The organism is Pseudoalteromonas sp. NSLLW218 (assembly GCF_015864775.1).
In the GTDB taxonomy this organism is placed as follows: Bacteria; Pseudomonadota; Gammaproteobacteria; order Enterobacterales; family Alteromonadaceae; genus Pseudoalteromonas.
In genome coordinates this window covers 367415-388519 of sequence record NZ_JADYWO010000002.1, presented here as the reverse complement: position 1 = coordinate 388519, position 21105 = coordinate 367415, and the positions used below count along the sequence as shown (strand labels likewise).

Here is a 21105-nt window from a genome sequence, read left to right as displayed (position 1 = left end):
TTAGTAACAACGTTATTAATTAAATTAAAGGCTCGCAGTGCGAGCCTTTTTATATAAATCCGCTTAATTAAGTGATCAATTTTGAGGATTGGTATTATTGCGCCTTATTTAATATTACTCAGCCACACGCTTTGATATGGTTCTAGCTCTATTGTTAATTGGCTTTCTTCAATCGTTTTATCTGCCACTAAATCAAACCACTTTTGGGTGTTAATTAAGTTTAAGTCTGCCAATGTGAGCGTTTGTGGTTTATCGCTAATGTTATAAACACAAAATATGCTTTGGCGACGGTCTATACTTTGTCTCCAAAAACCAAACAACCCACCCGCTAAATGCAAAGTAAATTGCGTTGCGTTAGGATGAAAAGCACCCTGCTTTTTACGTACTGCCAATAAGCTTTTTATGCCGTTAAACACTTTATGATGATGACTATACTTTTCACTAATTGCAGCTAATAGCTTTGACTCTTGCCAACGATGGCGATTTATAGCACGGTTATGCTGTGAATTTTCAAATCGGTCGTAATCGTTAGTTGTACCCAACAAACTATGAATATAAAGCCCTGGGATACCTTCAAGTGCAAACATAATTGCATGAGCACACATAAATCGCTCAAGGCCAAACTTATCGGGGCCATTGTGCGTCCCTTGCATTGCATCAAATAAAGCAATATTTAGCTCGTATGGTGTATGTGTGCCATCGTTACTGGTACGCATAGATACACGACCACCAAACTGCATAGTGGTACTTACTAATGACGCCACTTCGCTAGGTTGTAATAAACCTTCAATTGGCCTGAGCCCTATTCCATCGTGCGAGGCTATAAAGTTAAAGTATGCCGTACCATTTTGCGCAGGCGGCATACTCATCATCCAATGTTTAAGCGCTGCACTATCACCACTTAATAATGTATGTAGCAATAACGGTGGCAGTGCAAAGTTATAAATACTGTGCGCTTCATTGGCGTTACCAAAGTACGATAGGTTTTCTTGGTTTGGAATATTAGTTTCGGTAATAATAACTACGCTAGGCTCTGCGTGCTCAATAAGTGTTCGCATTAGCCTTACGGCTTCATGTGTTTGCGGTAAGTTAATGCAGCTTGTATTAAGCTGTTTCCACAAAAATGCAACCGCATCGAGTCTAAACAAACGTACACCATTGTCTAAATAATGACGAATTATTCCCACAAACTCTTTAAGTACATCGGGATTACCAAAATCAAAATCGACCTGATCGTGACTAAACGTACACCACACGTGCTTTTCGCCGCTTGGCGTTGTTACAGTATTTAATAACGATGAGGTTCTCGGGCGCACAACTTGGCTTAAATCATCCGTTAAGCTCGCCGTTTTAAAGTAGTCTTTACCCGGGTGTAAATCGTTTAAGAAGTTCTCAAACCATACGCTTCTGCTTGAGCAATGGTTAATAACTAAATCTGCCATTAGCTTTACGTCTTTAGCGATGTTTTGAATATCACCCCAATCACCTAACGACTCATTCACTTGCACGTAGTTCATTACGGCAAAGCCTTCGTCTGAGCTGTACGGGTAAAATGGCAATATATGCAGTGCATTAAGCTGCATATCACATTGCTCTTTTATAAACCTGTGTAGCGTTTTAAGCGGCGCTTCTATTGGGCTTGATACTGCAAATTCACTATCATCGTGTTTAATAATTGAGTCGCCATAGGCAATCAATACTATATCTTGTTCATCCCATCGATTTGTATGGGGTGTAGGGTCGCGCAGTGCATTGCTACCTAATATAATTTTAATAAGTTGCTGAGCAAGCTCAGTAACCGATAAAGGCAGCTCAACACCCTCATAAATAATATGAAGATGTTGCTCTACTCGTTGTAAAAATAATTCGCTAACTGAAATCACATGCGCCCCTAATATTTATTGTTTAGACTTATAGGCTAGTTAACCTGCGCGCAGGTTAACTATATTCTTCGTTATCTAGCTCTACGGCTTCTTTTAAGCGCTCAAGTACGTCTGGCATTGCTGATACAACACGGTTCCAACTTGGCACAAATGGCGCTTCCATTGGGTTTTCTAAAAAGTGTTGCCCTGCTTCCATAATATTTTGCGCAAACATTTCTACTGCTTTTTCTTCTTGGTGTACATCAAGCGTTAGCCCGTTCATTAACGCATCGTTGTGATAGGTTTCAATAAAATCTAGACCGATACGGTAGTAAGTCGCTTTTAATGAACGAATTGTTTCGCTGGTAAAGGTAACGCCTTGTGTAGCCAGCTTTCTAAATAATGCCTTGGTAATATCAATCGACATTTTAGACAAACCTGCGCTTTGGTCATCAAGTGAAAGCTCTTGGTGCTTATGATCATAGTTATCGGCAATATCTACTTGGCACAAGCGGTTATGGGAGTAGTTACGATACATCTCACTCAGTACGCCAATTTCAAGGCCCCAGTCACTTGGAATGCGAATATCATTTAATACATCGCGTCTAAACGAAAACTCCCCTGCTAATGGGTATCTAAACGAATCCATGTATTCAAGGTAGTCTGTATTACCTAAAATTGTTTTAAACGAGCGAAGTAATGGCGTTACTAATAAGCGTGATACACGGCCATTAATTTTTCCATTAGCAGTACGCGGGTAAAATCCTTTACAAAATTCATAGTTAAAACGCGGATGCGCAACAGGGTAAATTAAACGCGCAAGTAAGCTTCTGTCGTAGGTTAAAATATCGCAATCATGCAGCGCGATAGACTCTACTTCTGCTGTTGCTAATTTATAGCCCATGCAATACCAAACATTACGGCCTTTACCAAGCTCGCGAGGTGCAACCCCTAGCTCTTGTAATTCTTTATCGAGTGCTTGTAAGCGTGGGCCATCGTTCCATAATACTTTGTGGTTTTGGTTTAGCTCTTTAAAAAAGCCAAGTGCATGGCGGTACTGTGCTTCGTCGGCTCTATCTAAGCCTATAGTGATTTGTGATAAATAAGGTACTTCACGCAACTCACTAACTATATTTTGCAGCGCAGGGCCTTCAAGCTCACTAAATAACGAAGGAAGTATTAATCCCATTGGGCGCTGCTTACTAAAAGTAAGTAGCTCTTTTTCTAGATCTTCAATTGGTCTGTCGGCAATGTTATGTAATGTAGTAATAATGCCATTTTGATAAAAATCAGCCATGAGACTTTTGCTCCTCAGAAATACTTAAAATACTGCTAATGCACGGCAACGATGTTATTTCTTCAATCCAGCCCAGCGGTGCTGGCGATTGAGAGTATCGTGCTTTGTTGTGCGACAATTTAACCGGCTTTTTACTCGCCGGGTTGGCGATAATAATGGCGATATTTGCATGCTCTAACATTTGCTTATCGTTATCGCTATCACCAAGTGCAATGACCGTGAGAGGCTTTCTGAAATGATGGGTAAATTGTTTAACTAACCACTGCTGTGCAGCGCTTTTATCGGTATTTTTAGCAATATGAATGAAGCGCCCACCAATTTTTATATCGTAACCGAGTGCCTCTACATCATTTACAAAGGCGGTGAGTAATTCGTCGTTGCCATACCAATAAAGAGGGTCTGAATAATCGCGTGTTTGTGCACGTCTTGCTTGTGCATCGTCTAGCCCGGTAAGCTCTGATATTTGCTCACTCGATAAGTCGCTAAACAATTTGTAATGCGCTTTGTAATCGGCATTTAAGGTATTTAAATCCTGTAATAAACTCGATAATGGCTTTGCCATAGCATAACACCAGTAAGCGCCTACTTTTTTACAACCGATAGGCTTAAGTTCAAAGTAGTCTTCTGGAATAAATACTGCTGCGCCGTTCTCTACAATAAAAGGCTGTTGAATATTTAAATCATTTTTAAGCTCAATGACTTCGCAAAAAGTTTTACTGGTATTAAACACCACCGGAATATGCGCATTTTGCAGCTGCTGTAATAACTCACTGATATTATTTGTATTATAATCAGCGTGATCGAGTAATGTGCCATCCAAATCTGTAAAAATAATTGGCTGGAGGGTGTCATCACTTGTTAGATGCATACCGCTAATATCGCGGTTGCTATCAAGCTCAATTAAAGCGTTTGCTTTAGCGCTCAGTGTGTTTAAGTTCTCACGCGTAATACGCTCAAAATGAGAAATAAAATACACCAATTGCTCGTTAGTCATGGTGCCTGAGCCTTCACCTTTTTTGGCTATTAGCTTTTGTTCTTGCTCTTGTCGCCATGTAAAAACATCACTAAAACTCGGTGCTTTTAGCATAACGGTATAATCAATTAGGTTAAAAACGGCTTTATATTCGTTTGCTAAACAGCTGTTTATACAGCGGCGCCAAACACCTTCTTTATCAAATTGTTGCTCTAACTCGTTAAGCGGTTCACTCAATGAAAACAGCGGTTGTGGCTCACTACCTACGCACCACCCTTCTAAAATAATAATATCAACGGGCTTTTTGTTTGTTAGCCAATCACTTGCTGGCACGCAGTCGTCTTCATGTTTATTAAAACGCGGAAGCGGTATGTTTATCTCACCTGCAAGTAAGTTAGTTATTGTGCTATTCATTAACGCTACGTCGTGAGTACCCGGTACTCCGCGAGTAGTAAAAAGAGGATGTACATCTTTGGCAAGCTCAGTACGTGCTTGTTTTGCTAAATAAAAGTCATCAATCGACAATGCAACACTATTAAACGGAGTGTTTTTAGAAAACCAGGTAACTAAAAAATCAGCGAGTGTTGTTTTTCCTGAGCCTTGGCATCCATTTATGGCAACAAAAATAGGAGTATTTGTTTTTTTAGATTCGAGGATGTCATGCGCGAGTGGAACAAAATATTGCTCACTCAAATATTGATACTTTAAAGGCAGTTGGTGTTTTGCTAAAAACGGGGTTATATCCACAATATTGGCCTCTGACATAGTTACTCCTTTGCATACAATGCGTCTGGGAGTTAAATGCAGGTACTAGACCATTATTATTTTTATATATTTATTAATAGGTTAAAAAAATAGCGCATTCAAAATGCGCTATTATGGTGCAATCTATTTACCTAATGTACAAAATTAAACTTTTTCAGGTTCTGCTTTTGGTAATACTAAGTTAAGTACTATTCCTAAAATAGCGCAGAGGCTTACGCCCTCTAAACTAAATTGGCTGCCACCAATATGCATACCACCAATACCGCACACCAAAATAAGTGCAACAATACTTAAGTTGCGTGGTGCTGTTAAATCATCGCCCGACTTAACTAATGTATTTAAACCCACTACAGCAATAGAGCCAAAAAGTAGAATCATAATGCCGCCCATTACAGGTACAGGAATAGTTTGCAAACCAGATCCCATTTTAGCTACAAACGCTAAAATAATGGCAATAACGGCTGTCCACATCATTACTTTAGGATTGAAGTTTTTGGTAAGCATAACTGCCCCCGTTACTTCTGAGTAAGTAGTGTTAGGCGGGCCACCAAATAACGATGCTGCAGAAGTAGCAAGTCCATCACCAAATAAAGTGCGGTGAAGCCCAGGCTTTTTCAAAAAGTCTTTATTGGTTACTTGGCTAATAGCCATCATGTCGCCAATATGTTCAATTGCAGGTGCTATTGCTACAGGTACCATAAACAAAATAGCCTGCCATTTAAACTCAGGCCAAGTAAAGTTTGGTACAGCAAACCACTGTGCGTTAGTCACTGCGTCAAATTGCACAACGCCCATACCAAGCGATAAACAATAACCCGCTACAACCCCTGCTAATATAGGTATAAGCTTAAATACGCCTTTTCCCCATACTGCAAAAATAAGCGTAACCACTAACGAGAACAACGAAATATAAATAGCGCTGGTGTAATCAATAATTTGAATACTGCCGTCGCCACTTTTACCCATCGCCATATTTACAGCAACAGGCGCTAGCGCAAGGCCAATAACCATAATTACTGGGCCTACAACCACAGGTGGTAAAATTTTATGAAGCGTTGCAACGCCTTTAAATTTTACTAATAAGCTTAAAAGCATATAAGCAAAACCTGCAACCATTAAGCCGCCCATAGTGGCCGGTACGCCCCACATTTGCACAGCGGCAATAATGGGAGCAATAAAGGCAAACGATGAAGCTAAAAATATAGGCACTTGGCCTTTAGTCACTACCTGAAACAGCAAAGTACCAATGCCTGCGGTAAAAAGCGCAACATTAGGATCCAAGCCCGTTAAAAGCGGTACTAATACCAGCGCACCAAATGCTACAAACAGCATTTGCGCGCCCGTTAAAATAGTTTTTATTGAAAAGGTGTCATTATTTTGCACTTAAGACTCCTAAACAGTACCGAATATTTTGTCGCCTGCATCGCCTAAACCAGGGATAATATAGCCCTTTTCGTTTAAGTGACTATCTACTGAGGCTGTAAAAATTTCTACATCTGGATGAGCGGCAAGTGTTCTCTCAACACCTTCTGGTGCTGCAACAAGTACAATTACTTTGATTTCCTTACAGCCTGCTTTTTTAAGCATATCGATTGTGGCAATCATTGAGCCACCCGTTGCAAGCATAGGGTCAATAACTAAGCTTAGGCGTTCATCAATATTACCTACTAGCTTTTCAAAATATGGTACTGGCTCTAGTGTTTCTTCGTTACGTTCAAGACCAACAACACTTACTTTAGCGGCTGGTAATAACTGCATAACACCGTCCATCATGCCAAGACCAGCACGCAAAATAGGCACTACGGTAATTTTTTTACCTTTAATGTGCTCTACTTTTAATTTATTGCCATCCCAGCCTGTAATTTCGTTATCTTCTAACTGTAGGTTTTTAGTTGCTTCGTAAGTTAATAAGGTTCCAACTTCAGAACATAATTCACGAAAGCTTTTAGTACTAATACCATGCGCTCGCATTAGGCCTAGTTTATGTTGAACAAGAGGGTGAGAAATAACGTGAATTGCCATGATATAAACCTACTGATACAAGAATTTGCAGTATTTTATATTAAAAAAGGTCATTTGACCTGTAGTTTTAAAGAGATTTTCATACATCGTGCCGAAATGTATTGTTTTGCTTGATATTTATGCAAGAGATTAGCAAAACCTGTTTATTAAATGTTACCCGCTAACCAGCTGTTTACTTGCTGTTGCATATAACTATTTATTTTTTGATGCTCGGGGCTCCACCCAGCTAAAAATCGATAAAAGTCAGCCCATGCAGCAGGCCATAAAGCGAGCCAATCGTCAGCTATTTTACTTGCTGGTGCCCAAGGGTGATAAGCTGTAATAGCAGCCTTTAAATTGTCAAAATAATACACAAGGTACTCATCAGCGCACTCGTGTAATTGTGCATCACTCAAGCAACTGGTCATAAAATACATTACATCAATTATCCCGCAACCTGCACCTATATACTGAAAATCATAACCGAGTATTTGATCGCGCTCATTTGCTGCAAAGTTAGCAAGTTTTGCATCGCCATGAATCAGCGTTTTGTACGCACAACTTTGTAGTTGCTCATCTATTTTATGTGCAACATTTTTAATATCGGACTTTTTATCAAGGTTATCTTTTAGTTTATTAAACTCATCTGGGCGCGTGCTTAAATGCCAGTAATTGCCTTGCTGCCACAACCCATCAGCGGGTTTACTTAAGTTAAACGCATGAAAGTGTGCAAGCCACCTTAATATAGCTTTAACATGTTGTGGCCCTGCTTGAGTAAACCCATGTTTGGTAAAGTTTTTAAACACCAGCGCGTATTCATCATCTTTATTAATTGCACCTATACATTCAATACTTTGCGCATGTTTTGGTAAATGCTGGCTATACAGCTTATAAAAAGTGTATTCAACGCTATAAGAATGCTGCTTTCTTTTTACTGCAAATTCGCTTTGTTTAATTTTAGGATGGTGTATATAACTGGGTATTTTAATAGCTTTAATAACACAGGCTTTATCATCAAGCTGGCACTGCACAATACTGCCACATCCACTCCAAAGTGATGTAAGCGTATCGCCAATTTCAATGCGCTTAAAGTGAGGTTGTAATAAAGGAATGTAAAATGCCATAACTATATTAAGTCATTAAGTTTTTTGTAGTTTAACACTAGTGGGCGTTTTTAATAAAACTAAGGCATAAAAAAGCCCCGCTTTGTTTTATACAAGTTTGTATGTAAATAGTGGCCAAAATCACTATGCCACTACACTTTTAATCTAAATTACACGTATGAAAATGCCTGCATGATGCAGTTATGATTTATTAATGAATAGTTTTACTAAATAGTTGAAACTTTATGCCAGGAGCTTTTCGCAGTTACTGATATTCGCTCGCCGCTTTCGCTTTAAGTTTTCACAGTAGCTTATTTGTGAGCTGGGCCTGCCTACTGCCCCATGGAATACGCGCGTAAATTGTGTTGTGAGTTTTAACCAGTTTTCTGGGGATATGTTAAGCCTTTCAAGCAAAGGAAGGTTCATATTATCAATATGCCCGCGCTTGTCTTCTCGTATACAACGTCCTGTTAATTCAACAAGTTCAAGGTACGATTTAAGCTCAAACGGTAGCCCTTTTGGCATAATCTGACGTGGCATACCTGCAAAACGTAATAACTGTTGAGGCTGTTTACCTTCTGCGGCGCATGTTAAGCGCTTTTGTACACTGGTACGGTCTGATTCTTCTGGTGTGTTAGCCATTTTAGCTCTAATGGGATTTAAATCGACATAGGCCATACAAGCTGCAAGTGCTGCTTCATCTAGTAATGCTTGCGATTTGAATCTGCCCTCCCAGAACCTCCCTGTGCAGTTATCTTCTTTGTTCGCTCTGCGGGCAATGTCTTCATTTAGTAATCGCATAAACCAGCTGATACTTGCTAGGCGTTCGCGGTATTGTTTAACCGTTTGATTGAAAAAGATGAGTTCAACTTTACTTAGCTTTTCACCTTGTACATATTTTTGCGTTAGCAATGTGCCTTTACAGAGTTTATGCCAGCGAATAATAAGCGCTTTATCATTTAGCCTATTCGCTTTCTTATCATCAACATACAATACTAAATGCGTATGATTACTCATAACGGCATAAGCACATACATCAATACAAAATATTTTTGCTAATACGAGCAACCTATCTTCAACCCAGCCTCGTCGATGCTCATAAGATTGACCAGTAAAACGGTCTTCACCACACAAAAAAGCACGACGCACGCAACGTGAAATACAGTGGTAGTATTTTGTATCAACCAAACTTACTTGACGCTTTCTTGCGATTGCCATAAGACACCCTGCTTATTTTTTACACTAAATAAAAGCTAGTCTTTAACTTCTAAAAGTGCAAAATTTAGGATGGGTGTCTCGTTTATTTTCTTTACTCGATTTACCACCGTTAACTAATTGAACATCGCGAAGTATCATAAGGTTACCTAACGCCAAGGTAATGGGCAACTTTGTGGCGAAGCCACGCTTAAAGTTGTCCAGCCGCAGGCGATCATTGACCGTTTTGTTATGTTCATTTCATGGCACTTAGCTTGGTTAAGAGAATAGCCACAATGATACCTGGCAAAATAAGTGCGCCGATATTCCACCAGCCCATGATAAGTAGCAATGGCTGGTTGACCACAGTAAGCGTGATATATGTGTAAGCCCCCCATTTGCAGTTTTGCCAGATACCAAATGCTGCGGCTCCAGTTATAAGCGCCGCAATTACGAGCGTGACTTGATAGACAACACCAAAACTTGCGGCAATTTCACTTGGTGCCATTGCCAAAGAAGATACACAGCCAAATGCCAGAAATAGACTGACGACAGTTAATAGCTTTCCTCTTTTGGACGATTCCATTTCCACGGCTAATTCTTCAGACATGCGATTCCTTTTTGAACATAACGCCCGCATAAATAGCGGATAATAGTTGGCTAAAATTAGCGAAGAATGAGCGTCAGCCAACTGTTAGACGTCCATTTTAATGCGTTTGTTATGCATCCTACCCAAAGTAACGCTCAAACAAACGTGGACACATAAATTGATCACAACTTTCTTCAAACAACCAATCTGAGGAAAATTGAATATGGCAAAATACATAATCAATAAAATAAGCCATCTCTATTAGATATTTCCTAGAATCTCTGTTATTCAATCCTTTAGAGATCCTCACTTGAACTAGGTCAGCCTTAAAATCTTTATTGACTCTAAAGTAAACGCGAACACCTTGTTCAGAATAATATTCGGTTCCAAACGCATTGCCTTCAATTTCCCATTCACTTTGATGAATTTGCTTTTTAGTTGCGACTCCCCGAAGGAAATTTCTAGCGACTTTCAAGTTTTTGGGCAAGCACTCACCAGACCGAAATCGTATTAATTTTACACAACAGTCCAGCAAGTAGCGTTTCACCAAAATCTCTTTGCTTTTGTTCTGATTAATTAATCTTAGCTTATTAGTTAAATTCATATTTTGGGCATCATCTGGATGCATAACGCCCTAATAATGGGCAAAAAATTGTTGGCTAAAATGTTGAGGAACGAAAACAGCCAACTGTTTTTTGTCCTTATTAATTAGCTTGTTATGTGACTTAACTCGCATACTTAATTACTTTTTTATGCTCTATATCGCGGTCGTCAATTGCCACAATATAATGCATAGTTTTTACTGGCCATTTAAACACAAGGCTTTTGATCGCAGAAGGCTCAACATTGTGTTTAACTAAATGCTCTTCAAGGGAATCTGCCCAATATCCAATTGATTTAGTGATTCGTTCACTCAGTAATTGAGATGGCTCAAATTCACGAGTAAGCCAATTAACTGAAATATCATATCCATTTCTTCGAATATTTCTTAACTCATCAATTACAAAGTCATCATCGACATAATTTTCATAACTCGAAAAACTATGTCCAAAGTTGTGAATCGCCGAAATTATATTTTTATACTTCATAGCCTGAGAGTCACATAACGCCCTGCTAAGGGGCAGTTACGAGTGTTGTTGGCGAAGCCAGCGAGTAACTGTCCCGCAGCGTTTTTTGCTGCGAACTTGAGCAGCTTGTTATAACTCATGGTTAAGATTTACCCTAGCCTTACGAGAAAAGTAAAAATCTAAATATGCGAAAAAACCAATGATTAGGAACCAAATTACAAATGGTGGAATAAGTGTAACCTCACTTAACATCGCAATTGGGTAAACAACTATCAAAGCTAGTGAACCAATGCCTCCATCGTATGACGTATATGTTTCCCAAGTCAGTGACAAAAGCCCACCTAAGAATATTAATGTTGCAACTACCAGCGGTAAATGTAATTTATGAATTCTCATGAGATTATTTTGAGTTATAACAATTTAATAGTGCGCTCATCGCGCATATTTCTGCCAACGATACGCTCATGTATTTTATAAATCATTTTTACCAAATAACTTAACACATTGCTATATATAATTTTTATTAGCATTCAAACTCTCAATAAAAGACAAAATGCGCTCGCCGCTCATTTCCTTGAATATGTGTGCATCACAACTATACTGTATATAAAAACAGCGCCATTATTGGTAATAGTATGAAAACACGTTCCCCATTTTTAAATTATATAGCCGATTATATGTTGGTACGTCAGTATTCATTACGCACCGTAGATACCTACCTAAGATGGATTGCATCTTATATCCATTTTCATAATAAACGCCATCCCGCCTCAATGGGGGACAATGAAGTCGAACGCTACTTAGAACATTTAGTGTTAAAGCAAAACGTTGCACCACGTACGCAAGCCACCGCACTCAATTCATTGTCATTTTTATACAAGCACATAATAAAAAAAGAACTCTCATTAAATTTAAATTTTGCCCGTAGTAAAAAACAAGCAAAGCTCCCTGTAGTGATGACCCCAGAGGAAGTTAAAATGTTGATGGCTCATTTAAATAAGCGCTATTATTTAATTGCAGCCCTTATGTATGGAAGTGGCTTAAGAGTAATGGAAGCGGTGCAATTAAGAGTAAAAGATATTGATTTTGATTATAAATGCATTCAAGTATGGAATGGAAAAGGTAATAAACACCGCATTGTTACGCTGGCCACAGAGCTAATTCCTATGCTGAGAAATCAAATTTTGAACGTTGATGACTATTTAAAACTGGATTTAAATAATACGGAATATTCTGGCGTATGGATGCCATATGCTTTAACAAAAAAATATCCAAGTGCCGCAAAATCGCTTGCGTGGCAATATTTATTTCCTTCTCATATATTAAGTTCAGATCCTCAAAGTGGTGAAATAAGGCGACATCATTTTCATCACTCTTGTATTAGAAAAGAGATTAAAAAAGCCGTCCAAAAATCAGGGTTAACAAAAATAATAACACCTCATACATTGAGACACTCTTTTGCTACTCATCTACTGCAAAGTGGCGCCGATATAAGAACTGTTCAAGCTCAGCTTGGCCATTCTGATGTTAAAACTACACAAATTTATACCCATGTACTACAGCAAGGTGCTAACGGGGTTGTTAGCCCTTTTTCAAGATTATAAGCGTCTCTTTTTAATCCTCTACAGATACATATTCACTTTCAAACCAATACCGTCATCTATTTCTACTTTAAATAACACATAAAAAAGCCCCGCTTGTTTTTACACAAGCGGGGCCCAACACTAATTCTTTACTCAACAATAAAAGCGCCGATACTGCGGGCGCTTTGCATCATTGAATTTAATTACTTTAACTTACTGATTAACTACGCTTTTAAGCGGGTTAATTGGCTGTGCGTTATCGTCTAGTATGTTCATGTCAAAATCGAACTCATCTACACGAATCGCTTTTTCACGTTTGATGTTGTAATCAATTAACTGAACGTGCTCAGCTTGCGTAATTACGTTTGCAGCTAATGCGTTATCAAGTGTAATGTTAAAACGTGCACCTGGCTTAATTACTTTAGCACGTAATGCTTTTTTAACTTTAGCCAGCTCGCCAAGTGATGCCATTTTAGCTTTGTAAGCTTGCTCATTAATATGATGGCCATCGCCCACTACTGGTTTAACTAAATGCGTGATTTGCGCTTTAAATGCGGTATCTAGCTGAGCTTGCTTAGCTAGTTCGCGGATTAAATCGTCGCTAATTTTTGGCATTTTAGTTGAGTAGTTCATTGTAATGAAACGAATAAACTTACGTGTACCGCTTGCAGGGAAGTTATCTAAAAACTTATGCAATGCTTCTTCAGCACTTTGTAGTGCAAAACGAGTCGCGTAATGGAAATACGGCGCTGCTTGCTCACGGTCACTACTTGATACTTTTTGCTCGTAGTATTTAATTGATGCCATAGCTGCATATAAGAAGCTCATTACATCACCTAAACGTGCCGATAGCATTTCTGCTTGTTTTAACTTACCACCAAGTACAAGTAACGAAAAGTCTGCGTACACTGCAAGTTTTGCAGATAATTTATGTACTGCTCTTTCGTAGTCACGTACTTCTGGTAATTCAGAATTAGCACTTGCTGTAAATGGTAAAACACCAAGGCGGAAAGCACGTAAGCTGTTTGCTGTGCTGTAGCCAATTGTTTTACGTAAAATGCCGTTAAATTCTTTATCTGCGCCTTTGTCTTCACTGTGAATTGACTCAACCATAGATTGTAAATATGGGTGACAACGCATAACACCTTGACCAAAGATCATTAGGTTACGTGTAAGAATGTTCGCGCCTTCTACCGTAATGGCAATCGGCTGAGCAACATAACCACTTGCTAATGTATTTTGTGGACCGTTTTGAATCGCTTTACCTGCTTGAATGTCCATTGCTGAATCAAGCACGTCGCGACCAAGCTCTGTCATATGGTACTTAGCGATTGCGGTTACTACTGATGGTTTTAAGCCCATGCCTAAGCCTTCAGTTGTAAGTACGCGCATTGCTTCTTGTAGGTATGTTTTACCTGCAATGTCAGCTAGTTTTTCTTGAATACCTTCAAACTGGCCAATGGCTAAACCAAACTGTTCACGCACTGCTGCGTATTCAGATGCTGATTTAAATGCAACTTGTGCTGTACTAACACCTAGCGCAGGTAATGAAATACCACGGCCAGCACCTAAACAGCTAACCAGCATTTGCCAACCACGGCCGATATTTTTCTGTCCACCAATAACAAAGTCCATTGGTACAAATACTTTGTTACCACGTGTAGTACCATTGTAAAAACGAATACCCATTGGGTCGTGACGATTACCAAGCTCTACACCTGGGTGCTCTTTTGGAATAAGTGCACAGGTAATACCTAAGCTTTCTTTGCCACCTAATAAACCATCAGGGTCCATTACTTTAAAGGCTAAACCAAGTACAGTAGCAATAGGTGCAAGCGTTATGTAGCGTTTGTCCCATGTTATCTCAAGGCCAAGTACTTCTTCACCGTTGTACATGCCTTTAGTTACTGTACCAATGTCTGGAATGCCACCTGCATCAGAACCCGCTTCTGGGCTTGTTAATGCAAAACATGGAATGTCTGTACCATTTGCTAGGCGTGGTAAGTAATGTGCTTGTTGTTCTTGCGTACCAAAGTGAAGTAATAACTCACCTGGGCCTAACGAGTTAGGAACCATGACGGTTACCGCAACTGCTGAGCTTTTAGTCGCAATTGTGCCAACAATAGTAGAGTTTGCATAAGGGCTAAACTCTAAACCACCAAACGACTTAGGAATGATAAGCGAGAAAAAACGCTCTTTTTTCAAAAATTCTAAGATGTCATTTGGTAAATGAATGCCGTTTTGAATCACTGAATCGTCAATCATGCCCAGTAGTTCTTTTACTGGACCGTCTAAAAATGCTTGCTCGTCTGCGCTTAATTTAGCAGCAGGTACGTCGCGAAGTGCACTGAAATCAGGCTTACCTTGGTAGATAGAACCTTCAAGCCATACATCACCCGCGTCTAGCGCTTCTTGTTCTGTGATAGAAATACTTGGTAATACTTTTTTTAGTTTTGTACGTAAACTCATGATTGAACTCATCCGACCAGCTAAATAATACCTACATTACGTCATAAAAAATCGTTTAGATCAATTACTCTATTCAATTAATTAACAGTTTTTTCAATTTATTTTCTTTACCTGAACGTAAACTGTTGAAACACAAAGGCTTACAGTTGTACGCTGAAAAAAAGTATTTTAACTAAAATGATGAATAAAACAGCAAAAGCTCTAGGGTCTGTTGATCTTTGCGGATTAAAATTTGTTCAAACTAGGGGCTATTTAATCGCGGCGCGAGGTTTGTAACCTAGTGGGCTAAGTAAAAACCGAGCAACAAAGAGTAAATAGCCCCTAGGAAGAACCCCTTGGGCAGCGCCTGTTTGGCATTAATGCTACGTTATCGCCCATTTATGGGGAATAACCACACTACATAGGCTCTGCCTTGCCTAAATACCAAACAGACTGCTGCAAATTCAACCTTGAAAGATCAACAGACCCTAGCGCTGTATCTATTTTTTGATGGGCATAAAAAAACGCAGCACAAATAGGCTGCGTTTTTATTCAATTTGTAGAGGCTACATTATCAGTTAACCCAGCTAAAACTACTTAAATTTAAATCAAATTGTATAAGCGCTTCACTTAGCAACTTTAACAACTTGCTTGCCGGTAAAACCACCAGCAAGTTGTTTATTAAGCGCTTGCGATACTGACTCAGCACTAAAATCTACGGGCGTTATTTCTGGGTGTTTAATGTCGCCACTAACAGCTCCTTCAAGTAACAGGTTACCCATAAAACTCAAACGTTGTTGTGCACATAAACTATTAGCAAGCCATGCACCACCAATCGATACAACGCTAATATTGGGCGCTCGGTGATACATTAAGTCTTGATCAAAACAAGGTAGCGGATTTAAGCAGGCAATACGTCCGCAAAAACGCATTAACTCAATATTACGCTGAGTACACTCTCCACCTATCGTATCAATAACCGCGTCAAAACCTTGCGGGCCAAGTTCTCTGCGGATTTTTTCGCATAGCTTTTTATCGCTATAGTCAAAAACCACATCAGCGCCTAGCTGCTTAACCAATTTATGGTTACGCTTTGATGCCGTGGTAAATACATCTGCACCGCGCTGTTTTGCATATTGAATAGCAAACTGCCCTACCGCTCCGGCTCCGCCTTCAATAAAAATAGTATCGCCTTCACTAATGCCTATTTTATCTAAGCTGATAAGTGCTGCCATACCAGCACATGGAAGTGTTGCTGCAATGGCCGAATTTAAACCGCTTGGCACAACCGACACTGCAAAGTTAGGTACTTTGGTGTATTCGCTCAAAGCACCTTGCTCACCAATGTTGGCATGCCACATAACGCGCTCGCCAACATTTGGAAACACACCTTTATTAGCTTTAACCACAACACCTACGGCATCTAAGCCTAAAATGTGTGGATACTGCCATTTACAAAAGCCTGTTTTAGCAAATTGACCATCAACTGGATTTAAACCAACGTACTCTACTTTTACAAGCAGCTCGTTATCTGCACAAATAGGAACAGGCAGCTCAGCATCCGCTAAGTCAATTGCTTCATTTGGTTCTGGCAGTACAATAGCGCGCATTGTTTGCGGGATAATGTATTCATGTAAATTTTCAGTATTTGGCATCAATATAACTCTACTTATTAGTGTCGTTTAACGCATAACTCCATTGGCCATTAAATGACTGGTAAGCATTTACTTTGGCAAGCAGTGAAGTGATTGTTGTTTCAACAGCATTTTCTTGTGCTATTAAAACATCCTGGCGCGCATCTAACAACTCAAGATAAGGAATTTGACCTTCTTCGTACATTGCTTGTGCTTGTAAAAATGCTTTATTAGCAAAGTCATAGCGTTCGTCGGCAAAGCGTTTTTGCTGTGCTTGATTAACCAACAATTGCAATGAAAGTTCACTTTCACTTAGTGCAGTTAATACCACTTGTTGATAATCGCTGTAAGCGGCTTCACTTAAGAACTGCTGCGCGTCGCGTTGTGCTAATAATGCTGGGTAGCTTAATAACGACCATTGTAACTGCGGCGCTATTTGCCACTGTTGATCGGTATTTTTTAAGCCTGTGCTATCTATACTCACAACCCCTGCAAATGCAGATAAGCTAATATCGGGTAATAGTGCTTTACTTGCTGCAACACTTAAACTATTTGCTTGGCTAAAATCAAACAATGCACGGCTAATGTCTGGGCGTAAGGCAATGGCATTATTAGCGTTTTTTAGTGCGACGCTAAAGTCACGTTCCAGCACGCTTTGCTCGTTTTCAATAGCAATATTTTGCGTTAACTTACCGCTTAGTACTGCAAGTGCAGATAAATCGCTGTATTTTGCATACTCAATAGCGGGCATTAATGCTTGTTGCTGCCTAAGCTGCGCCATTGTACGGTTTAAATCAAGCTCGTTTGCTACACCTTCGTCAACGCGAGCTTGTAGTACGTCAATACTTTGCTCAAGGGCTTCTATTTGAAGCGTAACAATGTGTTGTTTTTCAACATTTCCTTGATAACTTACAAAGCCTTTAACAACTGACGAAACAACTTCAATTTGCAGTAAACGTACTTGCTCTGCTTGGCTCATGGCCGATGCATTTGCAGCATCAACCAACGCCGTTATGCGACCAAATAAATCCAGTTGCCAATCAAGTGCAACGTTTGCACTTGATTGGCGGTCAAACACACTTGGTGCATCGCTTCGAGCTGCGCCAACATTTACGCCACCTTGCGGTAGGTATTGGGCTTTTTGCTCTCCTAAACGCGCTAATGCACTTTTAAGTGTTAGCTGGCTTGTTTGCAAATTATAGTTATTTGCAAGTGCGCCAGTAACAAGCTCATTTAGCTGATCAGAATTAAGCTTTTTCCACCAGTTTCTTTCATCAGCAACGCTAACGTTACTAGCAATATTAGCTTTGGCAACAAATTCGTTAACAGCTTTTTGCTCACTCATGGTGTCAATTTTACTCGCACACCCTGCTAAAAACGCAGCGACTAATACGGCACTGGCAGTCAGACTTGTTTTAAGTCTTTTTTGCATTAATTTAGTCATGAGTATTCTCCTGCGCTTTCTCTTTTTTGTTAGTCACTAACATATAAAATACCGGCGTGAATAATAGACCAAACACGGTTACACCTATCATCCCTGAGAATACTGCGTTACCCATTGCATGTCGCATTTCGGCGCCTGCACCGGTGGCAAGTACTAACGGTACAACACCTGCTGTAAATGCAATCGACGTCATTAATATTGGGCGCAAGCGCATACGACATGCCTCAAGTATTGCCTCCAAGTGCGATAAGCCTGAGTCGTGTCTATCTTTTGCAAACTCAACCATCAATATCGCATTTTTAGAGGCCAAGGCCACCAGTACTATTAATGCTATTTGGGTGAATATGTTGTTGTCTGAGCCAACAAACCACACACCTAACAAGGCTGAGAAAATAGTCATTGGTACAATTAATATAATTGCCAGTGGTAAACGTAAGCTTTCGTACTGCGCTGCAAGTACCATAAATACAAGTAATACAACTAACGGGAATACATAAACCATGGTGTTACCGGCAAGTACTTGTTGGTACGTTACTTCAGTCCACTCATATTCAATACCTGTTGGTAATGTGTCTGCGAGTACTTTTTCAATAGCAATTTGTGCTTGATCAGAACTATAACCTGGCGCTGGGCTGCCATTTAGTTCTGCACTTGGGTAACCGTTGTAATGCATAACACGGTCAGGACCAATTGTTGGTGTTACTGTTAATACAGATCCCAGTGGCACCATATTACCTGAGCGGTTACGTACTTTTAAATTAAGTATTTGATCAGGGTCTAAGCGATAGTCAGCATCAGCCTGTGCATTTACTTGGTACGTACGGCCAAACATATTAAAGTCATTTACGTACACAGAGCCTAAGTAAATTTGCAGTGCGTTAAATACTTCATCAAGTGGAATACCTTGAATAAGCGCTTGCTCACGGTCAATATCAATATCCATTTGTGGAACTTGGATACGGAAACTTGAGTACAGGCCCATTAATGCAGGGTCTTGTTGCGCCTTACCGATTACGGCTTGCAGACTATTAAATAGTGCTTCAAATCCTTTATTAGCTCGGTCTTCAATTTGCAGTTTAAAACCGCCGGTAGTGCCTAAACCTTGAATTGGCGGCGGCGGGAATACCGCTACAAACGCTTCATCAATGGCAGCAAAACGTTTATTCAATTCTGCCGCAATCGCCATCGCTGATTGGCTTGGATCGGTGCGTTTGTCAAAGCTTTCAAGTGGTGTAAATACAATACCGCTGTTAGGGCTATTAGTAAAACCGTTCACTGATAAACCAGGAAAAGCAACTGTGTGGGCAACTCCTGGGACTTCTAATGCAATTTGCTGCATTTGAGAAAGCACATCTTCAGTACGGTCAAGGCTTGAAGCGTCAGGTAACTGCGCAATAGCCACTAAATACTGTTTATCTTGCTGTGGAATAAAGCCACCTGGTACGGAATCAAATAATTTAATTGTGCCGCCAACCAGTGCAATGTAAGCCACCATAACAACAACAGTCATACGAATTAGTTTTTGTACCAGTTTTTCGTAACCTTTAGCACCACGATTAAATACGCGGTTAAATGGTTTAAACAACCAACGACCAAACAGTTTATTGAGTAAACGCGTGAACGCATCTGGTTTTGCATCATGCGATTTTAATAACAATGCAGCAAGCGCAGGCGATAACGTTAATGAGTTAAACGCTGAGATAATCGTCGAAATTGTGATTGTAAGGGCAAATTGCTTATAAAATTGACCTGATAAACCGGTAATAAACGCAGTAGGAATAAATACAGCACTTAGTACTAGCGCAATTGCAATAATAGGCCCTGTTACTTCGCTCATTGCAACGCGGGTTGCTTCAAGTGGCGATAAGCCTTTTTCGATATTTCGCTCTACGTTTTCAACAACTACAATCGCATCATCTACAACAATACCTATGGCCAATACTAAGCCAAACAACGATAAGGTGTTAATTGACACGCCCAACCATTGCATTACTGCAAACGTACCAATGAGTGAAATAGGCACAGCAATTAGCGGAATGATAGATGCGCGCCACGTTTGTAAAAATACAATAACAACAATAACTACCAGTACAATTGCTTCAAGCAAAGTGGCAATTACCGCGTCAATTGAGCCGCGAACAAATACTGTAGGGTCGTACACAATGTCGTATTCAACACCGGTAGGGAAATCTTTAGATAAGCGCGCCATTGTTTCGCGTACTTGATCAGAAAGCTCAATAGCGTTTGAACCAGGGCGCTGAAATATTGGCATTGCAAGAGCTGGTTGGTTATCAAGCTCTGCACGTAGTGAGTAAGTATCTTGACCTAAATCAACACGGGCTATATCAGATAAACGTGTTAACTGACCTTCGTCGCCTACTTTAATAATAACTTGTTCAAATTCTTCAATACTGTTTAAACGACCTTTAACGTTTAACAATATTTGAAATTGACTGTCGTTTGAAATTGGTTGTGCACCTAAGCTACCGGCAGCAACTTGCTGGTTTTGCGAGCGAAGTGCTGTTACTACATCTGTTGCTGTTAATTCGCGTGCAGCAAGTGCATCTGGGTTTAGCCATACTCGCATTGAGTATTTGCCAGCACCAAACATGCGAATATCACCTACACCCGGTAAACGCGCAATTTCATCTTTAATGTTTAAATCGGCATAGTTAGATAAGTACGCTGTGTCGTGCGTTTTTTCAGGTGAATATAAATGCACTACCATGGTTAAATCTGGCGATGATTTTTCGGCTACAACACCTAAACGTTGTACTTCTTCTGGCAAACGCGGAAGTGCACTGTTTACACGGTTTTGTACTTGTACTTGAGCACGATCTAAATCGGTACCTAACGCAAAGGTCACCGTTAATGTCATACGGCCATCGCTTGTACCTTGCGAAAACATATACAACATGTTTTCAGTACCGTTAATTTCTTGCTCCAGCGGTGTTGCCACTGTTTGCGCAATAACGGTTGGGTTAGCACCCGGGTAGTTAGCGGTAACAACAACAGTTGGAGGAACTACTTCTGGATATTCACTTACTGGTAATTGGAATAGTGATATACCACCAGCAATTAAAATAACCAATGACAGCATGGCCGCAAATATTGGGCGCTGTATAAAGAAATGCGAAAATTTCAT

15 protein-coding genes are annotated in these 21105 nt (G+C 39.9%); 1 reads left to right on the top strand and 14 read right to left on the bottom strand.

Translation table 11 applies throughout. From position 1 onward, the window contains the following. Window positions 1-104: 104 nt before the first annotated feature. From I6E80_RS04445 to I6E80_RS04400, 10 genes are all read right to left on the bottom strand, one after another. The gene (locus I6E80_RS04445) at window positions 105-1883 is read right to left on the bottom strand and encodes a sugar phosphorylase (protein WP_197184909.1); all 1779 of its coding nucleotides are present in this window, start codon (window positions 1881-1883) and stop codon (window positions 105-107) included. 55 nt (window positions 1884-1938) lie between these two features. Next, entirely contained in the window at window positions 1939-3159 is a 1221-nt protein-coding gene (locus tag I6E80_RS04440; RefSeq protein WP_002958673.1) for a glycosyl transferase, read from the bottom strand. Then, window positions 3152-4897, bottom strand: coding sequence for an HAD-IIB family hydrolase (locus I6E80_RS04435; protein WP_076926113.1), 1746 nt, complete (start codon window positions 4895-4897; stop codon window positions 3152-3154). The genes I6E80_RS04440 and I6E80_RS04435 overlap by 8 nt, the downstream gene beginning before the upstream one ends. Window positions 4898-5041: 144 nt before the next feature. Further along, window positions 5042-6280: a uracil-xanthine permease family protein gene (locus I6E80_RS04430; RefSeq protein WP_007580880.1), complete on the bottom strand. Its 1239-nt coding sequence runs from the start codon at window positions 6278-6280 to the stop codon at window positions 5042-5044. 9 nt (window positions 6281-6289) lie between these two features. Next, complete coding sequence (gene upp, locus I6E80_RS04425; RefSeq protein WP_024591723.1) at window positions 6290-6919, bottom strand: uracil phosphoribosyltransferase; 630 nt, start codon at window positions 6917-6919, stop codon at window positions 6290-6292. Between the two features lie 146 nt (window positions 6920-7065). After that, a complete protein-coding gene (locus tag I6E80_RS04420; protein WP_197184908.1) occupies window positions 7066-8022 on the bottom strand; it encodes a phosphotransferase in 957 nt (318 codons plus the stop codon). A 222-nt stretch (window positions 8023-8244) separates the two neighbouring features. Beyond that, window positions 8245-9219, bottom strand: coding sequence for a transposase (locus tag I6E80_RS04415; protein ID WP_197184907.1), 975 nt, complete (start codon window positions 9217-9219; stop codon window positions 8245-8247). 232 nt (window positions 9220-9451) lie between these two features. After that, window positions 9452-9805: a hypothetical protein gene (locus tag I6E80_RS04410; protein ID WP_197184906.1), complete on the bottom strand. Its 354-nt coding sequence runs from the start codon at window positions 9803-9805 to the stop codon at window positions 9452-9454. Window positions 9806-9923: 118 nt separating this feature from the next. Then, on the bottom strand, window positions 9924-10412 hold the full coding sequence (locus tag I6E80_RS04405; protein WP_197184905.1) for a hypothetical protein: 489 nt from the start codon (window positions 10410-10412) through the stop codon (window positions 9924-9926). A gap of 97 nt (window positions 10413-10509) precedes the next feature. Beyond that, window positions 10510-10872: a hypothetical protein gene (locus I6E80_RS04400; RefSeq protein ID WP_197184904.1), complete on the bottom strand. Its 363-nt coding sequence runs from the start codon at window positions 10870-10872 to the stop codon at window positions 10510-10512. A 614-nt stretch (window positions 10873-11486) separates the two neighbouring features. On the opposite strand from I6E80_RS04400, the gene I6E80_RS04395 reads away from it, so the two are divergent. After that, window positions 11487-12455, top strand: coding sequence for an integron integrase (locus tag I6E80_RS04395; RefSeq protein WP_182737534.1), 969 nt, complete (start codon window positions 11487-11489; stop codon window positions 12453-12455). A 192-nt stretch (window positions 12456-12647) separates the two neighbouring features. Here I6E80_RS04395 and I6E80_RS04390 read toward each other — a convergent pair whose 3' ends face one another. From I6E80_RS04390 to I6E80_RS04375, 4 genes are all read right to left on the bottom strand, one after another. Beyond that, window positions 12648-14903 carry an acyl-CoA dehydrogenase gene (locus I6E80_RS04390; RefSeq protein WP_197184903.1) on the bottom strand — a complete coding sequence of 752 codons (2256 nt, stop codon included), beginning with the start codon at window positions 14901-14903 and terminating at the stop codon, window positions 12648-12650. Window positions 14904-15508: 605 nt separating this feature from the next. After that, entirely contained in the window at window positions 15509-16537 is a 1029-nt protein-coding gene (locus I6E80_RS04385) for a zinc-binding dehydrogenase (protein WP_197184902.1), read from the bottom strand. Window positions 16538-16547: 10 nt separating this feature from the next. Beyond that, window positions 16548-17960, bottom strand: a complete 1413-nt coding sequence (locus tag I6E80_RS04380) for a TolC family protein (RefSeq protein ID WP_197184901.1) — start codon at window positions 17958-17960, stop codon at window positions 16548-16550. Beyond that, window positions 17953-21105, bottom strand: a complete 3153-nt coding sequence (locus I6E80_RS04375) for an efflux RND transporter permease subunit (RefSeq protein ID WP_197184900.1) — start codon at window positions 21103-21105, stop codon at window positions 17953-17955. The genes I6E80_RS04380 and I6E80_RS04375 overlap by 8 nt, the downstream gene beginning before the upstream one ends.